This is a genomic window from Stenotrophomonas rhizophila (genome assembly GCF_001704155.1).
Classification (GTDB): domain Bacteria; phylum Pseudomonadota; class Gammaproteobacteria; order Xanthomonadales; family Xanthomonadaceae; genus Stenotrophomonas; species Stenotrophomonas rhizophila_A.
On the sequence record NZ_CP016294.1, the window covers coordinates 3,860,729 to 3,876,950 of the forward strand.

General features: G+C 66.3%; 16 protein-coding genes. 11 read left to right on the forward strand and 5 right to left on the reverse strand.

Annotated elements, in window-relative coordinates; genetic code table 11:
- Positions 1-56 precede the first annotated feature (56 nt).
- The gene (locus BAY15_RS17230) at positions 57-740 is read left to right on the forward strand and encodes a type 1 glutamine amidotransferase domain-containing protein (protein WP_068854210.1); all 684 of its coding nucleotides are present in this window, start codon (positions 57-59) and stop codon (positions 738-740) included.
- Between the two features lie 44 nt (positions 741-784).
- On the opposite strand, the gene arsN2 is transcribed toward BAY15_RS17230, so the two are convergent.
- Both arsN2 and arsC read right to left on the reverse strand, forming a co-directional pair.
- Positions 785-1,210 (reverse strand): arsenic resistance N-acetyltransferase ArsN2, encoded by a 426-nt coding sequence (gene arsN2 / locus BAY15_RS17235; protein ID WP_068854211.1) that lies wholly within the window; start codon positions 1,208-1,210, stop codon positions 785-787.
- 46 nt (positions 1,211-1,256) lie between these two features.
- Positions 1,257-1,676 (reverse strand): arsenate reductase (glutaredoxin), encoded by a 420-nt coding sequence (gene arsC / locus BAY15_RS17240; protein ID WP_068854212.1) that lies wholly within the window; start codon positions 1,674-1,676, stop codon positions 1,257-1,259.
- Positions 1,677-1,771: 95 nt separating this feature from the next.
- Between arsC and BAY15_RS17245 the strand changes: the two genes are divergently transcribed.
- Positions 1,772-2,086: an ArsR/SmtB family transcription factor gene (locus tag BAY15_RS17245; protein ID WP_068854213.1), complete on the forward strand. Its 315-nt coding sequence runs from the start codon at positions 1,772-1,774 to the stop codon at positions 2,084-2,086.
- A gap of 9 nt (positions 2,087-2,095) precedes the next feature.
- Complete coding sequence (arsB, locus tag BAY15_RS17250; RefSeq protein WP_068854214.1) at positions 2,096-3,163, forward strand: ACR3 family arsenite efflux transporter; 1,068 nt, start codon at positions 2,096-2,098, stop codon at positions 3,161-3,163.
- Between the two features lie 28 nt (positions 3,164-3,191).
- On the opposite strand, the gene BAY15_RS17255 is transcribed toward arsB, so the two are convergent.
- A complete protein-coding gene (locus BAY15_RS17255) occupies positions 3,192-4,085 on the reverse strand; it encodes a LysR family transcriptional regulator (protein WP_068854832.1) in 894 nt (297 codons plus the stop codon).
- Between the two features lie 158 nt (positions 4,086-4,243).
- On the opposite strand from BAY15_RS17255, the gene BAY15_RS17260 reads away from it, so the two are divergent.
- The 5 genes from BAY15_RS17260 to BAY15_RS17280 all read left to right on the forward strand — a co-directional run bounded on the left by BAY15_RS17260 (position 4,244) and on the right by BAY15_RS17280 (position 10,504).
- Entirely contained in the window at positions 4,244-4,897 is a 654-nt protein-coding gene (locus BAY15_RS17260) for a hydrolase (RefSeq protein ID WP_068854215.1), read from the forward strand.
- Between the two features lie 69 nt (positions 4,898-4,966).
- Positions 4,967-7,993, forward strand: a complete 3,027-nt coding sequence (locus tag BAY15_RS17265; protein WP_068854216.1) for a sensor histidine kinase — start codon at positions 4,967-4,969, stop codon at positions 7,991-7,993.
- Positions 7,994-8,080: 87 nt separating this feature from the next.
- Positions 8,081-9,097: an AraC family transcriptional regulator gene (locus tag BAY15_RS17270; RefSeq protein ID WP_068854834.1), complete on the forward strand. Its 1,017-nt coding sequence runs from the start codon at positions 8,081-8,083 to the stop codon at positions 9,095-9,097.
- 91 nt (positions 9,098-9,188) lie between these two features.
- Positions 9,189-10,007: a type 1 glutamine amidotransferase domain-containing protein gene (locus BAY15_RS17275; RefSeq protein ID WP_068854217.1), complete on the forward strand. Its 819-nt coding sequence runs from the start codon at positions 9,189-9,191 to the stop codon at positions 10,005-10,007.
- A gap of 56 nt (positions 10,008-10,063) precedes the next feature.
- Positions 10,064-10,504, forward strand: a complete 441-nt coding sequence (locus BAY15_RS17280; RefSeq protein WP_157771774.1) for a nuclear transport factor 2 family protein — start codon at positions 10,064-10,066, stop codon at positions 10,502-10,504.
- Between the two features lie 95 nt (positions 10,505-10,599).
- Here BAY15_RS17280 and BAY15_RS17285 read toward each other — a convergent pair whose 3' ends face one another.
- A complete protein-coding gene (locus BAY15_RS17285) occupies positions 10,600-11,193 on the reverse strand; it encodes a hypothetical protein (RefSeq protein WP_157771775.1) in 594 nt (197 codons plus the stop codon).
- A gap of 186 nt (positions 11,194-11,379) precedes the next feature.
- Here BAY15_RS17285 and aroQ point away from each other — a divergent pair, with 186 nt between their 5' ends.
- From aroQ to accC, 3 genes are all read left to right on the forward strand, one after another.
- Positions 11,380-11,823 (forward strand): type II 3-dehydroquinate dehydratase, encoded by a 444-nt coding sequence (gene aroQ, locus BAY15_RS17290; RefSeq protein ID WP_068854220.1) that lies wholly within the window; start codon positions 11,380-11,382, stop codon positions 11,821-11,823.
- A 63-nt stretch (positions 11,824-11,886) separates the two neighbouring features.
- The gene (gene accB / locus BAY15_RS17295; protein WP_068854221.1) at positions 11,887-12,375 is read left to right on the forward strand and encodes an acetyl-CoA carboxylase biotin carboxyl carrier protein; all 489 of its coding nucleotides are present in this window, start codon (positions 11,887-11,889) and stop codon (positions 12,373-12,375) included.
- Between the two features lie 10 nt (positions 12,376-12,385).
- Positions 12,386-13,753: an acetyl-CoA carboxylase biotin carboxylase subunit gene (accC, locus tag BAY15_RS17300; RefSeq protein ID WP_068854222.1), complete on the forward strand. Its 1,368-nt coding sequence runs from the start codon at positions 12,386-12,388 to the stop codon at positions 13,751-13,753.
- A gap of 143 nt (positions 13,754-13,896) precedes the next feature.
- Here the strand turns inward: accC and BAY15_RS17305 are convergent, their stop codons facing one another.
- Complete coding sequence (locus BAY15_RS17305; RefSeq protein ID WP_068854223.1) at positions 13,897-16,077, reverse strand: hypothetical protein; 2,181 nt, start codon at positions 16,075-16,077, stop codon at positions 13,897-13,899.
- Positions 16,078-16,222 lie beyond the last annotated feature (145 nt).

Consider the following 16,222-nt stretch of genomic DNA (forward strand, 5'->3'; position numbering starts at 1 on the left):
CGGTAGTCTAGACGACCGGTCTACTGTGCTCCTCCATCTACCAGGAACCGTTCCCCATGAAGGTATTGATCGTCCTCACCTCCCACGACACGCTTGGCAACACCGGTCGCAAGACCGGCTTCTGGCTCGAAGAACTCGCCGCGCCCTACTACGCGTTCCAGGACGCGGGCGCCACCATCACCCTGGCCTCGCCCAACGGCGGGCAGCCGCCGCTGGATCCAAAGAGCAACGAGCCCGACTTCCAGACCGACCTCACCCGTCGCTTCGAGGCCGATGCGGCGGCGAACGCACAACTGACCAACACCGTTCGCCTGGACAGCGTTTCGCAGGCCGACTTCGACACCGTGTTCTATCCCGGTGGCCACGGGCCGCTTTGGGACCTGGCCGAAGACAGCCAGTCCATCGCGCTGATCGAATCGTTCATCGCCGCCGAAAAGCCGGTCGCGCTGGTCTGCCACGCCCCGGGCGTGCTTCGCCACGTCAAGGCCGCCAACGGCAACCCGCTGGTGCAGGGCCGGAAGGTCACCGGTTTCACCAACAGCGAGGAAGCCGGCGTGGGGCTGACCGACGTAGTGCCCTTCCTGGTCGAAGACACGCTCAAGGCGCTGGGCGGTGACTACTCGAAGGGGCCGGACTGGGGCTCGTACGTGGTCAGCGATGGCCTGCTGATCACCGGCCAGAACCCCGCGTCCTCCGCTGAAACCGCCGCCGTACTGCTGAAGCGGCTGGCGGCGAAGTAAGCGCAGCCTGCGACCATCGCCCGCCGTGCGGCGGGCGATGCGTATCAGATCCGCTTGCGCATGACCGCGCAGGTGGCCGGGCACAGGCCCGAAAACTGCCTGGTTTCCCGAATCGAAACGGGGACATCGTCCCGTGCAACGTGGGCAAAGCCGCAGCGCTCGAACAGGGTGCTGGAAGAGACCGTAAGCAGATAAAGCTCCTCCACGCCCACGCGGCGGGCAAGCTCCTCCGCCTTGCCCACCAGCACCTCACCCTGGCCGCGGCCTCGAAACGCGGGGCTGACCGCGAGCGACCTCAGCAGTCCGACATCGTGGTACGGCTCGATCGCGATGGCCCCGCACAGCATTTCGTCTTCCCACATACCGCAGAACGTGGTGGACACCGGGTCGAGGTCTTCGGTGGGCAACCCGACGCGTTGAAGCAACGCAATGACCTCTGCGTTCAATGCCATCTGCTTGAAGGACAACATGTTCTCGGCTCCAACAGGGCTGACCCTGGCTGCACTACGGCGGTGATCAGGAAACCCGCTTGCCGTCCTGATCGATCACCACCTCACCGTCTTCCTTGGCGAAGGGCATGGTGACGGTCGGAAGAATTTCCAGGACGACCTCGGAAGGCCGACACAGGCGCGTTCCCAGATCGGTCTGCACCCACGGCCGCTCGATCAGGATCGAGTTGTCCATCAGCGCATCCAGCAATGCGTCATCGCTGAGCGCAACGTCGTCCAGCCCCAATTCCAGGTAGCGCTTCTCTTTCTTGCGGATGGCGCCGCGTACGTTAACGCCGGCGGCATTGATCAGTTCGACCAGGCGCGCACGGCTTGGCGGATCAACCAGGTACTCGATCACCTCAGGTTCGATCCCCGCATGCCGGATCAACGCCAGCGTGTTGCGCGAGGTGCCGCATTTCGGGTTGTGGTAGATGACGGCCTTCATGTGCCCTCCTGATCAAGAACGGTTACGACGACGCCGGCAGCAGCGAAGGTCAGTCATGGTTTGTCGTGTCGTACTATTTCCATTATTCTAGAATTATGGAACATAAGCGCGCAACCCGGGCCCTCGCCGCCCTGAGCCATGCCACCCGCCTGTCCATCTACCGTCTCCTGGTACAGGCCGGTACGGGCGGCAAACTGGCGGGCGATATCGCCCAGGCACTCAACCTGCCTGGCGCGACGCTGTCTTTCCACTTGAAGGCACTGTCAGCCGCCAAGCTGATTACCGCCGAACACCTGGGCCGGTCCATCTGCTATCGGGCGAACTTCACTGCAATGAACGCCTTGGTCGGCTACCTCACCGAGAACTGCTGCGCTGACGACACGCCGTCCGAGCGGCCTGGCTGCTGCTGAGTCCCTTCCATGCGCATGGAGACCTCCCGCCTGTCCTTCCTCGATCGATATCTGACGCTGTGGATATTCTCCGCGATGGCGTTGGGCGTGGGCCTCGGTGCACTGTTCCACGACGTTCCCACCGCGCTGAACCGCCTGTCGATCGGCACGACCAACGTACCGATTGCCATCGGCCTGATCCTGATGATGTATCCGCCGCTGGCCAAGGTGAAGTACGAGGCGCTGCCAGAGGTGTTTGCCGACAAACGGGTGCTGGCGCTCTCGCTGCTGCAGAACTGGATCGTGGGGCCGTGCCTCATGTTCGGCCTGGCGGTGCTTTTCCTGCGCGATTCCCCCGAGTACATGACCGGGCTTATCCTGATCGGGTTGGCGCGCTGCATTGCCATGGTGCTGGTGTGGAACCAGCTTGCACGCGGCGACAACCAGTACGTGGCCGGGCTGGTGGCCTTCAACTCGATCTTCCAGATCCTGTTTTTCAGCGTGTACGCCTGGTTCTTCCTTTCCTGGCTGCCGCCGGTGTTCGGCCTGCAGGGAAGCGTGGTCAACGTCAGCATGTGGACCATCGCCGAAGCGGTGCTGATCTACCTGGGCGTTCCATTCCTCGCCGGCTACCTCACCCGTCGCTGGCTGCGAGCCGCCAGGGGTGAACGCTGGTACGAAGAGCGCTTCCTGCCGGCGATCAGCCCGATCACGCTGGTTGCACTGCTGCTGACCATCGTGGCGATGTTCAGCCTGAAGGGCGCCGACGTGCTGCGCCTTCCGTTCGATGCGGTGCGCATCGCCATTCCGCTCACGCTCTATTTCATCATCCAGTTCGGCCTCAGCTTCTTCATGGGGCGGCTCATCGCAAGGGATTATCCGCGTACCACGGCCATAGCCTTCACTGCCGCCGGTAACAACTTTGAACTGGCCATCGCCGTTGCCATCGCTGCTTTTGGGCTTGCCTCCCCGGTGGCCTTTGCCGCCGTCATCGGGCCACTGGTCGAAGTACCCGTGCTGGTGCTGCTGGTCCGCGTGGCGTTGGGGCTGGGCGGGCGCTTCTTTCCCGCCGGGCACGCGATCAAACAGCGCAGATGATGGCCCCGGACGCGGCCAGCCTGAGGCACTACCGCGAATGCTTCACTGGCAGAGGCGCCAGATCGAAACACGCGATCAGCAGCTCGGTGAGCGCCCGCACCTTCAATGACGGGTGCTGGCCCGGCGGCCTGACGACATAGATGCCGGCCGGCGGTGGCGGATGGCGCGGCATGACCGGCACCAGCGCACCCGCATCCAGGTGCTCACGGGTGATGCCATCGGGCAGCCACGCGATGCCGAGGCCGGCCAGGGCGGCGGCAAGCAGCGCGGTACCGTTGTCGGCCTTGAAGCGACCACGCGGATGCACCGTCACCACGCTGTCGCCGTCCATGAACTGCCACGCTTCGGTGCCCTGCATCAGCGCCTCGTGGTCGGCCAGCTGGTCCGGCGACTGCGGGGAGCCGTTCGCGGTGACATAGCCCGGGCTGGCGACCAGGCCGCCGTGGAGCGGCCCGACGCAGCGCGCGATCAGGTTGGAATCCTGCAGATACCCCACGCGGATCGCACAGTCATAGCCTTCTCCCACCAGATCGACGAAGCGATCGCTGTAAGTAGCATGCACGTGCAGCTGGGGATGTCGCCGTGCCAGGTCCGCGAAGACCGGTGCGAAGTGGGTGGGACCAAAGGTCAGCGGCGCTGCAACGCGCAGCCGCCCGCGCAGGTCGCCACTGGGCAGGATGGCATCGCGCGCCGCATCGATCTCCGCGCAGGCCTTGGCCGCGTGGATACGGAACGTGGCACCGGCCTCGGTCAGCGATGCACCGCGCGTGGTCCGCGCCAGCAGTTGCACGCCCAGCTCGTCTTCGAGGCGCCCAAGCCGTCGGCTGACGATCGACTTGGCCACGCCGAGTCGACGCGCCGCCGGTGACACGCCACCGGCGCTGGCCACTTCCACGAATGTCCGCAGGTCTTCGATATCCACGCCGTTCCTCCCGGGTTCGCCCACCAGCCTGACACAGCAATGGCCCAACGCGCGTTCCACTTTCCGCGACACAGCTTGGCACGGAACGCGGCTACCGCCTCATGGAGGGGAATGACAAGGTTTGGGCTTGCTCTGCCCCACCCACACAGGATGAACCCATGACCTTCCGCAATGGCCTCGACTCGCTGCTTCGCCCCGAAGATTCCGTCCTCGTGCTCATCGACCACCAGCCCTACCAGCTGGCCAACCTCAACAGCCACGACCCGCATGCCGTGGTGAACAGTGCCACGGCCTTGGCCAAGACCGCCAAGGCTTACCGCGTTCCCACCATCCTCACCAGCGTGATCGCCGAACGCGGCGGGCTGATCTTCCCGCACATCACCGATGTGTTTCCAGACCAGCAGGTCATCGACCGCACCCTGATCAACACCTGGCAGGACAAGGCGGTGGTGGATGCGGTCAAGGCTACCGGCCGCAAGCAGCTGATCATCGCGGGTCTGTGGACCGAGATCTGCGTAGCGATGCCGGTCATCCAGGCGCTCGGCGAGGGCTGGGATGTCACCGTCATTACCGATGCATGTGGCGCGGTATCGGTGGAAGCGCACCAGGTTGCCATCCAGCGCATGATCGCTGCCGGCGCCAACGTGATGACCTGGATGGCCCTGGCTGGCGAATGGCAGCGCGACTGGGCACGGCTGGATCACGTGGCCGAAGTGACCGAGGTATTCAAGCAGCACGCCGCCGGCAGTGGCATCGCCTACCTGTGGGAGCAGCAGCTGCTCAGCACGCCGGTGCCGCCCAGCGCCGGGTGATAAGCTCCGGCGCGTCCCGCTGCGGTTGTCACCGCAGCGGGCCCCTGCCCCGGCCCCGTAGTTCACCGCATGCCCCTGTTGTCTTCGTTCCCCGGCCACGCCATGCGTGCGCTGCTGCTGGTTGTTCTTTTCAGCCTGGCTCCGCCGGGTCTTGCGCAACAGCATCCGTCGCCCGGCACCGGGTTTACCGGCTACCACCACACCGCGTGGCGGGCCGGCCAGGGCGCACCGGGCGATATCTGGGACATCCAGCAGGACCCCAACGGCACGCTGTGGCTGGCGACAGGCTCCGGGCTGTACAGCTTCGATGGGCACCGGTACGTACGCCAGCAGACGAACGCCGGTGCTGCGCAGCCCTCGCTCAACCTGGTGACCCTGCTGGGCGACAGGAGCGGTGGCCTGTGGTTGGGGTATTACCACGCCGGCATCGCCCATCTGGGCAGCGACGGCACCCTGCGCTCTTACCAGCGAAATGAAGGGGTGCCGCCGGGCGTGGTGTCGGGGTTTGCATACGACAGCAACGGCGTGCTCTGGGCAGCGGTTGACGAAGGCCTGCGCCGGTTCAACGGCACGCGCTGGGAGAAACCGCCCGCATCCATGGGCCTGCCCGAGCGCCACGCGCACTGGCTGCTCAACGATTCGCGGGGCCGGTTCTGGGCGCTGGTCGGCCAGAAGGTGTGGTTCATTCCCAAGGGCGGCGCTGCGTTCGTCCCCACCGGCATCGAGGTGTCCTTGATGGCGACGCTGGCCGAAAGCCCGTCGGGCGAGATCTGGCTGGCCGACCGGCGCCGCGGTGCGGTGCCTATCGCCGATGCCAACGGCCTGCTCCCCGCCGCTGAACGGCAGGCCCGCCTGCTTCCGGACGTGCTGGCCAGCCGCCTGCATTTCACCTCGGACGGCGCCATGTGGGCGCCCATGCGCGGGGGCGGCGGCATCCTGCGGGTGCTGTTCGACGGCAAGCACGCGGTGCGCATGGAGCGCTTCGATGTTCCGCAGGGGCTGACCTCCACCTCGGCCGTGCCGGTCTTCGAGGATCGCGAGGGCAACGTGTGGGTGGGTACCAACCTCGGCCTCAACCGCTTCCGCGCGCAGAGCGTGCGCACTCTCACGGAAGGGCCCAACGATCCTTACCGCATCCTGGCGAGGAATGCGGACGGCGCGCTGTTCGGGTATGGCGAAGACATGGTGCCGTATGACCTCGACCGCCACGGTCTTGGCCTGGATCGGGCCGGTCTGCAGCGCGCGGCATTGAAGGACACCCGCCCGCTGTGGCAGTTCGAATGGACCAGCCTCGCCCGGCGCAGGGGAACGGCGCTGGAGGTAATGCAGTTCCCCGGCACTGCACGCGGCCTGCAACCGCAGGCACTGCATTTTCCGGGCGCCGAAGAAGCCTGGGCCTGCGTGGGCGAGAACCGCGTCGTGCATTACCTGCGCGGCTTGTGGACGGAGGACGCGCGCATCACCCTGCCCGGCTGCACCGTCATTGCACCGGGCAGCGCGCAGGGCCTGCTGTTCGGCTATGCGAGCGGCGAGCTGGTCCTGCGCGATGCCACCGGGGTGCACCGCATCGGCTCGACCCGCGGCCTCGATGCAGGGCCGGTCACCGCCATGCTTGCCCACGAGCACCTGCTGCTGGTTGCCGGCGAGAAGGGCTTCAGCATCAGCAGCAACGGAGGTACGTTCAGCGCGGTAACCGCCGACATTCCCGGCGTGCTGGAAGGCATTACCGGCATCGTCATCGACCCGGACCAGCAGGTGTGGTTGAACGGCGGGCGCGGCCTGGTGCGCCTGGATCTTGCCGATGCGATCGCCAGCGCGCGCACCGGAAACGCCGTCTCGCCGAGGCTGTTCGATGACGTCGATGGCATGCCCGGTATCGCGCTGCAGAGCGGCCCGATTCCCACCGCGCAACTCTCGAAGGATGGACTGCTGTGGCTTGCAACCAACCAGGGCCTGGCGTGGCTGGATACCACCCGCCTCCACCGCACGCGCGCCGCCCCCAGCGCGCGCATCGGCGATGTGCACTTCGGCGATGAAACCCTGCCCCTGCGCGACGGCACCGTGGTTCCCGCGGGCATCACCCAGCTGCAGATCGACTTCGTCGCGCAGTCGCTGGCCCGCCCGGAACGCAACCGCTACCGGTACCGACTTTCCGGTGTGGACCCCGGCTGGCGCGATGCCGGCAGCACCACCACGGCGTACTACACCAACCTTGGCCCGGACAGCTACACCTTCGAGGTGCTGGCTGCCAACGAAGACGGCGTATGGGGGAGCACCCCAACCACGCGTGCCTTCCGGATCGAGCCGCTGCTGACGCAGACGTTCTGGTTCCGCGGGCTGTTGTTGATCGCGGTGGTGGTGCTCGTCGCTGCGGCCGCGCGCGTGCGGGGCCGCCACATCACCGCCCTGGTCAAAGCGCGCTACGAAGAGCGGCTGGAGGAACGTGAGCGCATTGCCCGTGACCTGCACGACACCCTGCTGCAGGGCGGACAGGGCCTGTTGTTGCGGCTGCACGCGATCAGCGCAATGCCTATGCTGCCTGGCGAAGCGCAGGCGCGCCTGGAGTCGGCCATGCAGGCTGCCGAGGACAGCCTCCGGGAGGGGCGCGAACGTGTGTTGTCGCTGCGCGGCGACGGCAGCGGCGGCGACCTCGCCGCGGCGCTGACCGCTGTCTACAACGAAGAAGCGAACCCTGCCGGCATGCGCCTGCGGATGGCGGTCAAAGGCGAGCCGCCCGAACTCAGGCACACCACCGCTGAGGAGATCTTCCTCATCGGGCGCGAAGCGATCCGGAACGCCCTGGCGCATTCGGACGCGACCGACATCGAGGTCGAGCTGAACTTCGGCGGCCGCTTCCGCCTGCACGTGCGCGACAACGGCCGCGGCATGACCGAAGGTGCCGCGCGGGAAGGGCACTGGGGTCTGCAGGGCATGCACGAGCGCGCCGCGCGCATCGGGGGCACCCTGCGGGTCCTGTCCCGGCCTACGCGGGGGACCGACGTGGCCCTCTCGGTGCCCGGCGGCCGTCTCTACACGCAGGTGCCGTCCGGCAGGTGGGTACGCAGGTTCACGTTACGCAGGAGCGGACCGGCATAGGGGCTGCCCATGCAAGAATGGCCCCCGCGTTGCCCCCTTACCATGGAGGCACACCTGACCAAGGGCCGGGTTTTCGATGGATCGATCATGTTGAGCCAGCACCTGCTGTTCTTCTTTGCCATGCTCGGCGCCTTCAATGGCATCGGACTGGCCGCGTTCCTGTGGTGGCGTGCGAGGGGAAAGCCCGCGCTGCGCTGGCTGTCGCTGCTGATCCTGGCGGTCGGCGTGCGCACTGGCAAATCGGTTGCCTTCCATTTCTGGCCTGATATTCCGAGGATCGTCCTGCAGTTCGGCCTGACCGCCTGCTTCATGATCGGTCCGTGCCTGTTTTTCCTGGTGCGGTCATGCCAGAGCGACACATCCGGACCGAGCCTGCTGGACCGCTGGCATATCGCCGGGCTGGTCATCCTCGCCGTCGGGGTGAATGTGTTCCTGCCCTACACCGGGCATCCCGCGCTATGGCGCCATGTCATCACTCCCGGCATCAACTACGTCTGGCTCGGCTACCTGCTGCTTGCATCCGTCCAGCTGTTCCGCCATCGCACCCGGTTGGCAGGCGCGCCGACCGGTCCGCTGCTGCTGGGCGCACTGGCGGGGGTGTGGGTCATCTGGATTGCGTACTTCACCGCTGGATACACCTCCTACATCGTCGGCGCACTGTCCTTCACTTTCGTGCTGGCATCGAGCGTGGTGGTGTACCTGCGCCAGCGCGCCGGCCAGGCCACGGTGGAACCCTACCAGGACCGCCGCATTGCCGAGCCGGAGGCCACCATGCAGTTGCAGGCCCTTGCCGAGCTGATGGCGAAGGAACGGCTGCACCTGGACCCTGGTCTTACCCTGCCCCGATTGGCCCGACGGCTGGGCATGCCACAGACCCGGCTGTCGCAGCTCCTCAACGACAACAACCAGACCTCGTTCAAGCAGTACCTGGCCCAGCTGCGGGTGCTGGAGGCCAAGGTGCTCCTGCGCCAGCTGCCGCCCAGACCGCTGGAGCTGGTGGCCGAACAGGCCGGTTTCCAGTCGATGTCCACCTTCCACAGCGCCTTCAAAAAGCACGAGGGGATCACCCCGGCGGCGTTCCGCGCGGCCGCAACCGTCTCCTGAAATGGATTCCAGCACTCCGGGAAATGGTTTCAAGATATTGATCTGAAAGCGATTGGCTAGCGTAGCGGCTCCTCCCTGCGAGCCAGCGCCCATGCTCACTTCCCGCTACCTCCTCTCCCTGCTGCTTCTGCTGTTCTGCAACTTCACCGGCGGGGTCTGCCTGGCCGACGCGTCCGCCGACCCGCGCGGTGCCGATCAACAGCGCGTTCTTTTCATCGTGTCCAGCAGCAAGGTCCACGGGACCTCCAGCCTGCCCGCCAGCGTCAGCTTCGGCGAGGTCGTGCACGCATGGGACACCTTCCATGCCGCCGGCTATGCGGTGGACTTCGTCTCGCCCGACGGCGGCGCCGTCCCGTTCCTGGACGCCTATGTCGGCGATGAGGTGAAAGCACGCCTGGAGGACCCGCGCATCATGACCGGCCTGCGCAACACCGCCACCCCGGCCCAGATCGATCCCGCCCGCTACCGCGCCGTGTACTACGTCGGTGGCAGCAATGCCATGTACGGCGTGCCGGACAACACCGCCCTGCAGCGCATCGCCATGCACGTGTATGAGCGCAACGGGGGGGTGGTGTCGGCGGTCTGCCACGGCACGGCCGGCATCGTGAACCTCACCTTGGCCAGCGGCCAGAACCTGCTGGCCGGCAAGCGCATCACCGGGTTCCCCGAGCAGCACGAGCAGCAGGACGCGGCCTACTTCCAGCAGTTCCCGTTCCTGATGGGCCAGACCGTCAAAGCGCGCGGCGGCCTGTTCAGTGCCATCGACAGCGAAGCGCCCTACATCCAGACCGACGGCCGCGTGGTCACGGGCCAGAACTACGCCTCTGCAAAGCCCGTCGCCGAGGCCGTAGTCGAAGTCCTGCGCATGCAGGCCGCACAGCCGCAGAAGCCCGTCGCGGCGACCAACTGATCGCCGAGTGCGATTGCCCAGACACACCACTCATACCCAGGAAAGCCATGAACACCATGTTCCGATCCCTTTGCCTGTCCGCCGCCCTCGTCCTGACCCCCACCGCCGTGATGGCGCAGACCACGGACCGTGAGGCAGTGGACCAGGTCATGCAGACGATGATGCGGGGCTTCGAAGCCGGCGACCCGACATTGATCCTGCAGGTGCTGAACAAGGACGGCGTGGTGGTGGGCTACTCACCCGTCACCAAGGCCCTGTCCCAGATAAGCGCCGAAGAGTGGGCCAAGGGCTTCCCCGGCAAACCCGCCGACGACGAAGACAAGCGCCACCGCCGCTACGAGATCCTGGATGTCACCGAGACCGGCGCGCAGGTGAAGGTGATGCTCGATTACCCGCGTTGGGATGGCGTGGACTACCTCGCGCTGGCGAAGATCGACGGCAAGTGGATGATCATCAGCAAATCGTGGAGCGGCAAGAGCAAGCCTGCGGCGCCGTAAGCATTGAAGGCGCCGCCAAACGGCGCCTTCAACCTATCCCGCGCCACTCGCCACATGCCTTGGCCTGTTCGTACCAGTCGACCATGCCAAGGTCATCAAGCCCACTGCGTCGGAGTGCGCGCGGCGAAGCAGTCGGAATAGCGCGCATGCTCGGCGCGTACTATCGCCTGGGCGTGGTCGAACACCGACGCTTCGAACGCCAGGCCGCCCTGCGTCACAGGATTGAGCGCGCCGCCAATGGCATAGTCCAGCACTTTGGGTCTGCGACCAAGGATGTCGAATGCATCGCTGAGCACGCCGATGTTGACTGAGCCCAGTTTCGGGTTGCTTTGTGCGAGCAGCCCACTGAGCCATCCAACGTAGTACCCGTCGAGCAAGGGAAGCAGCTTCACCTTTGATCCGTGGAAGGCGGCCGCTTTGGAATTTGTAAGTCGGCTCAATTTGTCCCGGTCCGAGCCCGACATGACCAGCATGAGGCGGATGTCATCGGGCTGGTTGAGGGTGTCGCGTGCGGCCTTCAATTCCTTCAGCACATCCTCACCATCAATTGCGGCTTGGTGACGCCCGCCGAACCGCTCCGCCACGCAGGTGGGCGGCACCGACGTCAGCAGCTCCACCGGCTCCGCCGGGCGGGCGCGGGCTGCGCCGGCAGCCATCAAGCACGACACCAGCACTGCACTCCATTTCATCGTAGCTCTCCTCGGGTTCAGCCGACCATGGCGGACGGTTCAGCGACGGTCGAGATGCGACATCCCCTGCGGCACAAGCGGTGGACCACAAATTCAAACGATCGCTTGAAACGCCCGTAACTTCGCCGAACTGGACACGATCCACCGGTTCCGCCAGACTCCGCCCTTTCCTGTTCTCTGGCTCCCATGGCGAAACTGCTGGTCCTGCATGGCCCCAACCTCAACCTGCTCGGTACGCGCGAGCCGGGGGTGTATGGGCACACCACGCTGGCGCAGATCGACCAGGCCCTGCTGGCTCAGGCGCAGGGCGCCGGGCACGCGGTGGAAAGCCTGCAGTCCAACGCCGAGCACGTGCTGGTGGACAGGGTGCAGGCCGCCCGTACCGACGGTACCACCTTCATCCTGATCAATCCGGCTGCGTTCACCCACACCTCGGTCGCCCTGCGCGATGCGCTGGCGGCGGTGGATGTGCCGTTCATCGAAATCCACCTGTCCAACCCGCACGCCCGCGAACCGTTCCGCCAGCACAGCTACTTCAGCGACAAGGCGGTAGGCGTGATCTGCGGCTTTGGCGCCGACAGCTACCGCTACGCGATGGACGCGGCGCTGGTGCGGCTGGCCGCCGCCTGAAACCCCATTGACCCGAGCGCTCCGCGCTTCCCACCACACTGACATCAAACACCAGAGGCCCCTATGGATCTCCGCAAAATCAAGAAGCTGATCGACCTGTTGGAAGAGTCGAACCTTGCCGAAATCGAAATCAAGGAAGGCGAAGAATCCGTCCGCCTGTCGCGCGCCCCGGTGTCGGGCTACGGCATGGTGCCGGCCCAGCCGCAGATGATGATGGCCCCGGCCCCGGCCCAGCCGGCCGCCCAGGCGATGCCGATGCAGTCGCCGACCGAAGCCTCCACCGGCGGTACCGCCAAGCCGGGCCCGGCGCTGCCGGATGGCCACGTGCTGCGCTCGCCGATGGTCGGCACGTTCTACACCTCGTCCGCACCGGACAAGCCGGCCTTCGTCACCATTGGCCAGCAGGTCAAGGCCGGCGAAACGCTGGCGATCATCGAAGCGATGAAGATGTTCAACCCGATCGAAGCCGATGCTTCCGGCACCATCGTGGCCATCCTGGCTGAAAACGGCCTTCCGGTCGAATTTGACCAGCCGCTGTTCGTGATCGGCTAAGGATCCGTCCATGCTCGACAAAGTCGTTATTGCCAACCGAGGGGAGATCGCGCTGCGCATCCTGCGCGCGTGCCATACCCTGGGCATCCGCACGGTGGCCGTGCATTCCACGGTCGACCGCAACCTCAAGCACGTGGCCATGGCAGACGAGTCGGTCTGCATTGGTCCGGCGCCGTCGCCGCAGAGCTACCTCAACATTCCGGCGCTGATCGCGGCGGCGGAAGTCACCGATGCCCAGGCCATCCACCCGGGTTACGGTTTCCTGTCGGAAAACGCCGACTTCGCCGAGCGCGTCGAAGAATCCGGCTTCATCTTCATCGGCCCCAAGGCCGACACCATCCGCATGATGGGTGACAAGGTCGAAGCGATCCGCGCGATGAAGGCCGCCGGCGTGCCGTGCGTGCCGGGTTCGGGCGGCCCGCTGGGCGAAGACATCGTGGCCAACACCAAGATCGCCCGTGAGATCGGCTACCCGGTCATCATCAAGGCGGCCGGTGGCGGCGGCGGTCGCGGCATGCGCGTGGTGCATGCCGAGGCATCGCTGAAGACCTCCATTGAAACCACCAAGAGCGAGGCCAAGGCCGCGTTCGGCAATGGTGAGGTCTACATGGAGAAGTTCCTGGAGAATCCGCGCCACGTGGAAATCCAGGTGCTGGCCGATGGCCAGGGCAACGCCATCCACCTCGGTGAGCGCGACTGCTCCATGCAGCGCCGCCACCAGAAGGTGGTGGAAGAAGCGCCGGCACCGGGCATCAGCGCCGAACAGCGCGAAGAGATCGGCAAGGTCTGCACCGAAGCCTGCGTGCGCATCGGTTACCGCGGCGCGGGCACCTTCGAGTTCCTCTACGAAGACGGCCGCTTCTACTTCATCGAAATGAACACCCGCATCCAGGTGGAGCACCCGGTAACCGAAATGGTGACCGGCATCGACCTGGTGGTGGAGCAGCTGAAGATCGCCGCCGGCCACAAGCTCAGCATCAAGCAGAGCGATGTGGTGCTCACCGGCCATGCGATCGAATGCCGCATCAACGCTGAAGATGCCGAAACCTTCGTGCCGAGCCCGGGCCTGATCACCGCGTTCCATCCGCCTGGCGGTCCGGGTGTGCGCGTGGATACGCACATCTATGCCGGCTACCGCGTGCCGTCGAACTACGACTCGATGATCGGCAAGCTGATCGTGCACGGGCCGGATCGCGAAACGGCCATCGCGCGCATGCGCGTGGCGCTGAGCGAAATGGTGGTGGACGGGATCAAGACCAACGTGGCGCTGCAGCAGCGCATCATGCGGGACAAGGGCTTCCAGGCCGGTGGGCAGAACATCCATTACCTGGAGAAGCGGCTGGCCGAGCGCAAGAACAAGTCGATTGCATTGACCTGATCCGTTCGGTGGTGGATTGAACAGGGAGGCGGGCATTGCCCGCCTTTCTGCTTTATTGCGTCATGGGTGACTCACTGTTGCCGGGTGATCCTGCTCTACATGGGCCGACCAACGGTCGGCGCTACCCGGGCAGCGCGCGGTGCTCAATCGCGCAGCGGGATGGCCAGCAGCGGCTGCGCGCCGAGGGTACCCATGGCCTGCCGTGCGGCGCCCAGCTCTTCCAGGTGCAGCTCGCCGGGTGCCTTGGCGATGACCTTGAACAGCACGTTGTTGCCGATCATGACCTGCGCTTCGTCCTGCAGCGAGAGCAGGCCGGTGGGATGGGCATGCTGGCGCATGGCAAGGGTCACCAGGGTGGTGGCGCCCCGCACGCTGTTGCTGTTGGCTGCAGCGGCGGCATGCACCGCACGCCCACGGTCACCGCTGGCCACCAGGAATGTGCGGCTGTACAGCGTCTGCCCTTCCTGCAGGCCGGCGAACTGCGCGGCATCCAGCGCCAGCGCCGTGTACACCCGGCCGGCGTGCGGCGGAATGCGCGCCAGGGCGCGGTTGATGCGCGCCACCGCCTGCTCCGAATCGCGGAACACAGGCTGCAGGCTGCCGTATTGCAGGAAATCGTCCATGGAGCGGCGGCGCCAGGTGAGGTAGCTGCGGATGGCGGCGCGCTGCAGCTGGCTCAACCGCAGCCGCGCGTTCTGCGCCACGGCGCTTTCATACACCTGCGCCGCTTCCAGGCTGGGCATGCCGCGATATTCCACGTTGAACTCGGCCTGGGTCATGAAGCGATGCTCCTGCGCCGGAATCGCCTGGCGGATGTCGACAATGCGGTGCGCCGGGTGATTTCGGCGATGCAGGCGGCCGGCACCGGCGCCGCGTGGCAGGTACACCGAAATCCGCTGGGTGTGCTCGTCCACCTGGCGCAGGCGCACGCGGAAGTAGCGGTCGTTGAAACGCAGGTAGTGGCGCAGCCGGTTGCCTTGGCGGCTCATGTACCAGCCTGGCCGGCCCACATCGGGCACGATGCCCCGTCGGCGCGCCTGGTGCTCGCCCAGCGCCTGCCCGTGATGGGTCTCCAGCTGGCGGGACAGTTCCGGCGAGAACTCGGGTGGCAGCGCGGCGCAGACGTCGCCCGGTGCCCGGCGACAGCGCAGCGTGCGGACAGGCTTGGGGGCTTCCTCGCGCAGCTGGTAGACGCCGTCGCGCTTGACCAGTTCCAGCGCGCCGATGCGCAGGCCCAGTCCATCGGTCAGCGTGGCGGCGTAGTAGCGCCCATCCACGCACACGGCGTTGCCTGCAAGCTGCGCGGCCGGATCGTTGTAGTACAGGATGCCATCGGGTCCAAGCAGGTCCAGGCGCAGCCGGGCATGCTCGATTGGCGCCTGCTGATGCACCCGCCCGGCCAGGTGGTCGAACACCGCAATGGAGCTGTCCGCGCGGTGCACGCTGGACGTTGCCGGCCGTGTGGCCGGTGCGCGTTTCCATTGCCAGTCGCCGGTATCGAAGATCACATCGACGGTGCCATGATCGGTCAGCACCTGCAGCCGCCCCTCACTGATGCTGAGATCCCGTTCGGCACCCTCAAACCGCACCTGGACGCGGCCGTGGTGCAGGTCGGCGGTGGTCTGGCGGATCGTCATGCCCGGCCGCCGAGGCGCAACCGGCGGGGTGTCACTTTCGCCAGAGCCACGCGACGCGGCGGCGGCTGGCACCGGCTCCTCGGCTTCCGGTCCTGCGGGTGCGCCGGGTTCGAGTCCATGCATGCCGCCCAGCACCATCACCGCGTCGGTCAGCTCGCTCCGATCGAGTGGTTGATGGTCGAGCACATCGGCGCCCATATCGAGTACGACCGCCGCCTCCTGCATGCCCAGCACGCTGCGCCCGCCCAGCATGGCAGCTTCGGCCAGGGTGGAGAGCGCATCCCCCACCTGCAGCAGCGCGCGCATGCCCGTGCCCAACGGCGGCGCACACCGTACTCCTTCGTGCCGTAGCCACGCGGTGCGGGTGTCGCTGAACAGCTCGGTCACCGGGCTGCGCAACAAGCCCGCGACGCCATGCAGCACGCCCGGCAGGCTCGGCGAGACAGGCACCGGGATGCAGTTGGCCGGGCGTGCGCTGGGAGCTGCGTGCGCTGGCAGCGGCCGCGCGGTGCTCAGTGGCAGCCTCGCGGCATTGGTCACCGTCAGCACCGCCGCCAGGGCCTGCATGGGTGTTTCAACGCGACGGATGACGGTGGGGTCCACCGGCTGCGGCTGCGGACCGGTGACAGGACTGCGGGCGTGGAAGCGACCGGCGGCATGCCGGTGATCGACTGCGGTGGTGGGCATGGAGGGCTCGTTCAGAAGGCGAGCCCGATGAGATCGAAGCTACGCCTTTCTGTCCAAGCGAATATCCCTACCGGGATCGCATCTCTGATAGGCGTGGACAATCGCTGATGCGACCCAGGCCCCGCAGCGGGGTGCCAAGGCCCTG

Excerpts from the sequence above, each read along its gene's own strand:
- BAY15_RS17305 (WP_068854223.1), bottom strand. The coding sequence starts at position 16,077 with ATGCCCACCACCGCAGTCGATCACCGGCATGCCGCCGGTCGCTTCCAC.
- BAY15_RS17270 (WP_068854834.1), top strand. The coding sequence starts at position 8,081 with ATGTTGAGCCAGCACCTGCTGTTCTTCTTTGCCATGCTCGGCGCCTTC.
- BAY15_RS17245 (WP_068854213.1), top strand. The coding sequence starts at position 1,772 with ATGGAACATAAGCGCGCAACCCGGGCCCTCGCCGCCCTGAGCCATGCC.
- BAY15_RS17230 (WP_068854210.1), top strand. The coding sequence starts at position 57 with ATGAAGGTATTGATCGTCCTCACCTCCCACGACACGCTTGGCAACACC.
- BAY15_RS17275 (WP_068854217.1), top strand. The coding sequence starts at position 9,189 with ATGCTCACTTCCCGCTACCTCCTCTCCCTGCTGCTTCTGCTGTTCTGC.
- arsC (WP_068854212.1), bottom strand. The coding sequence starts at position 1,676 with ATGAAGGCCGTCATCTACCACAACCCGAAATGCGGCACCTCGCGCAAC.
- arsB (WP_068854214.1), top strand. The coding sequence starts at position 2,096 with ATGCGCATGGAGACCTCCCGCCTGTCCTTCCTCGATCGATATCTGACG.
- BAY15_RS17280 (WP_157771774.1), top strand. The coding sequence starts at position 10,064 with ATGTTCCGATCCCTTTGCCTGTCCGCCGCCCTCGTCCTGACCCCCACC.
- BAY15_RS17265 (WP_068854216.1), top strand. The coding sequence starts at position 4,967 with ATGCCCCTGTTGTCTTCGTTCCCCGGCCACGCCATGCGTGCGCTGCTG.
- aroQ (WP_068854220.1), top strand. The coding sequence starts at position 11,380 with ATGGCGAAACTGCTGGTCCTGCATGGCCCCAACCTCAACCTGCTCGGT.
- BAY15_RS17260 (WP_068854215.1), top strand. The coding sequence starts at position 4,244 with ATGACCTTCCGCAATGGCCTCGACTCGCTGCTTCGCCCCGAAGATTCC.
- accC (WP_068854222.1), top strand. The coding sequence starts at position 12,386 with ATGCTCGACAAAGTCGTTATTGCCAACCGAGGGGAGATCGCGCTGCGC.
- arsN2 (WP_068854211.1), bottom strand. The coding sequence starts at position 1,210 with ATGTTGTCCTTCAAGCAGATGGCATTGAACGCAGAGGTCATTGCGTTG.
- accB (WP_068854221.1), top strand. The coding sequence starts at position 11,887 with ATGGATCTCCGCAAAATCAAGAAGCTGATCGACCTGTTGGAAGAGTCG.
- BAY15_RS17285 (WP_157771775.1), bottom strand. The coding sequence starts at position 11,193 with ATGAAATGGAGTGCAGTGCTGGTGTCGTGCTTGATGGCTGCCGGCGCA.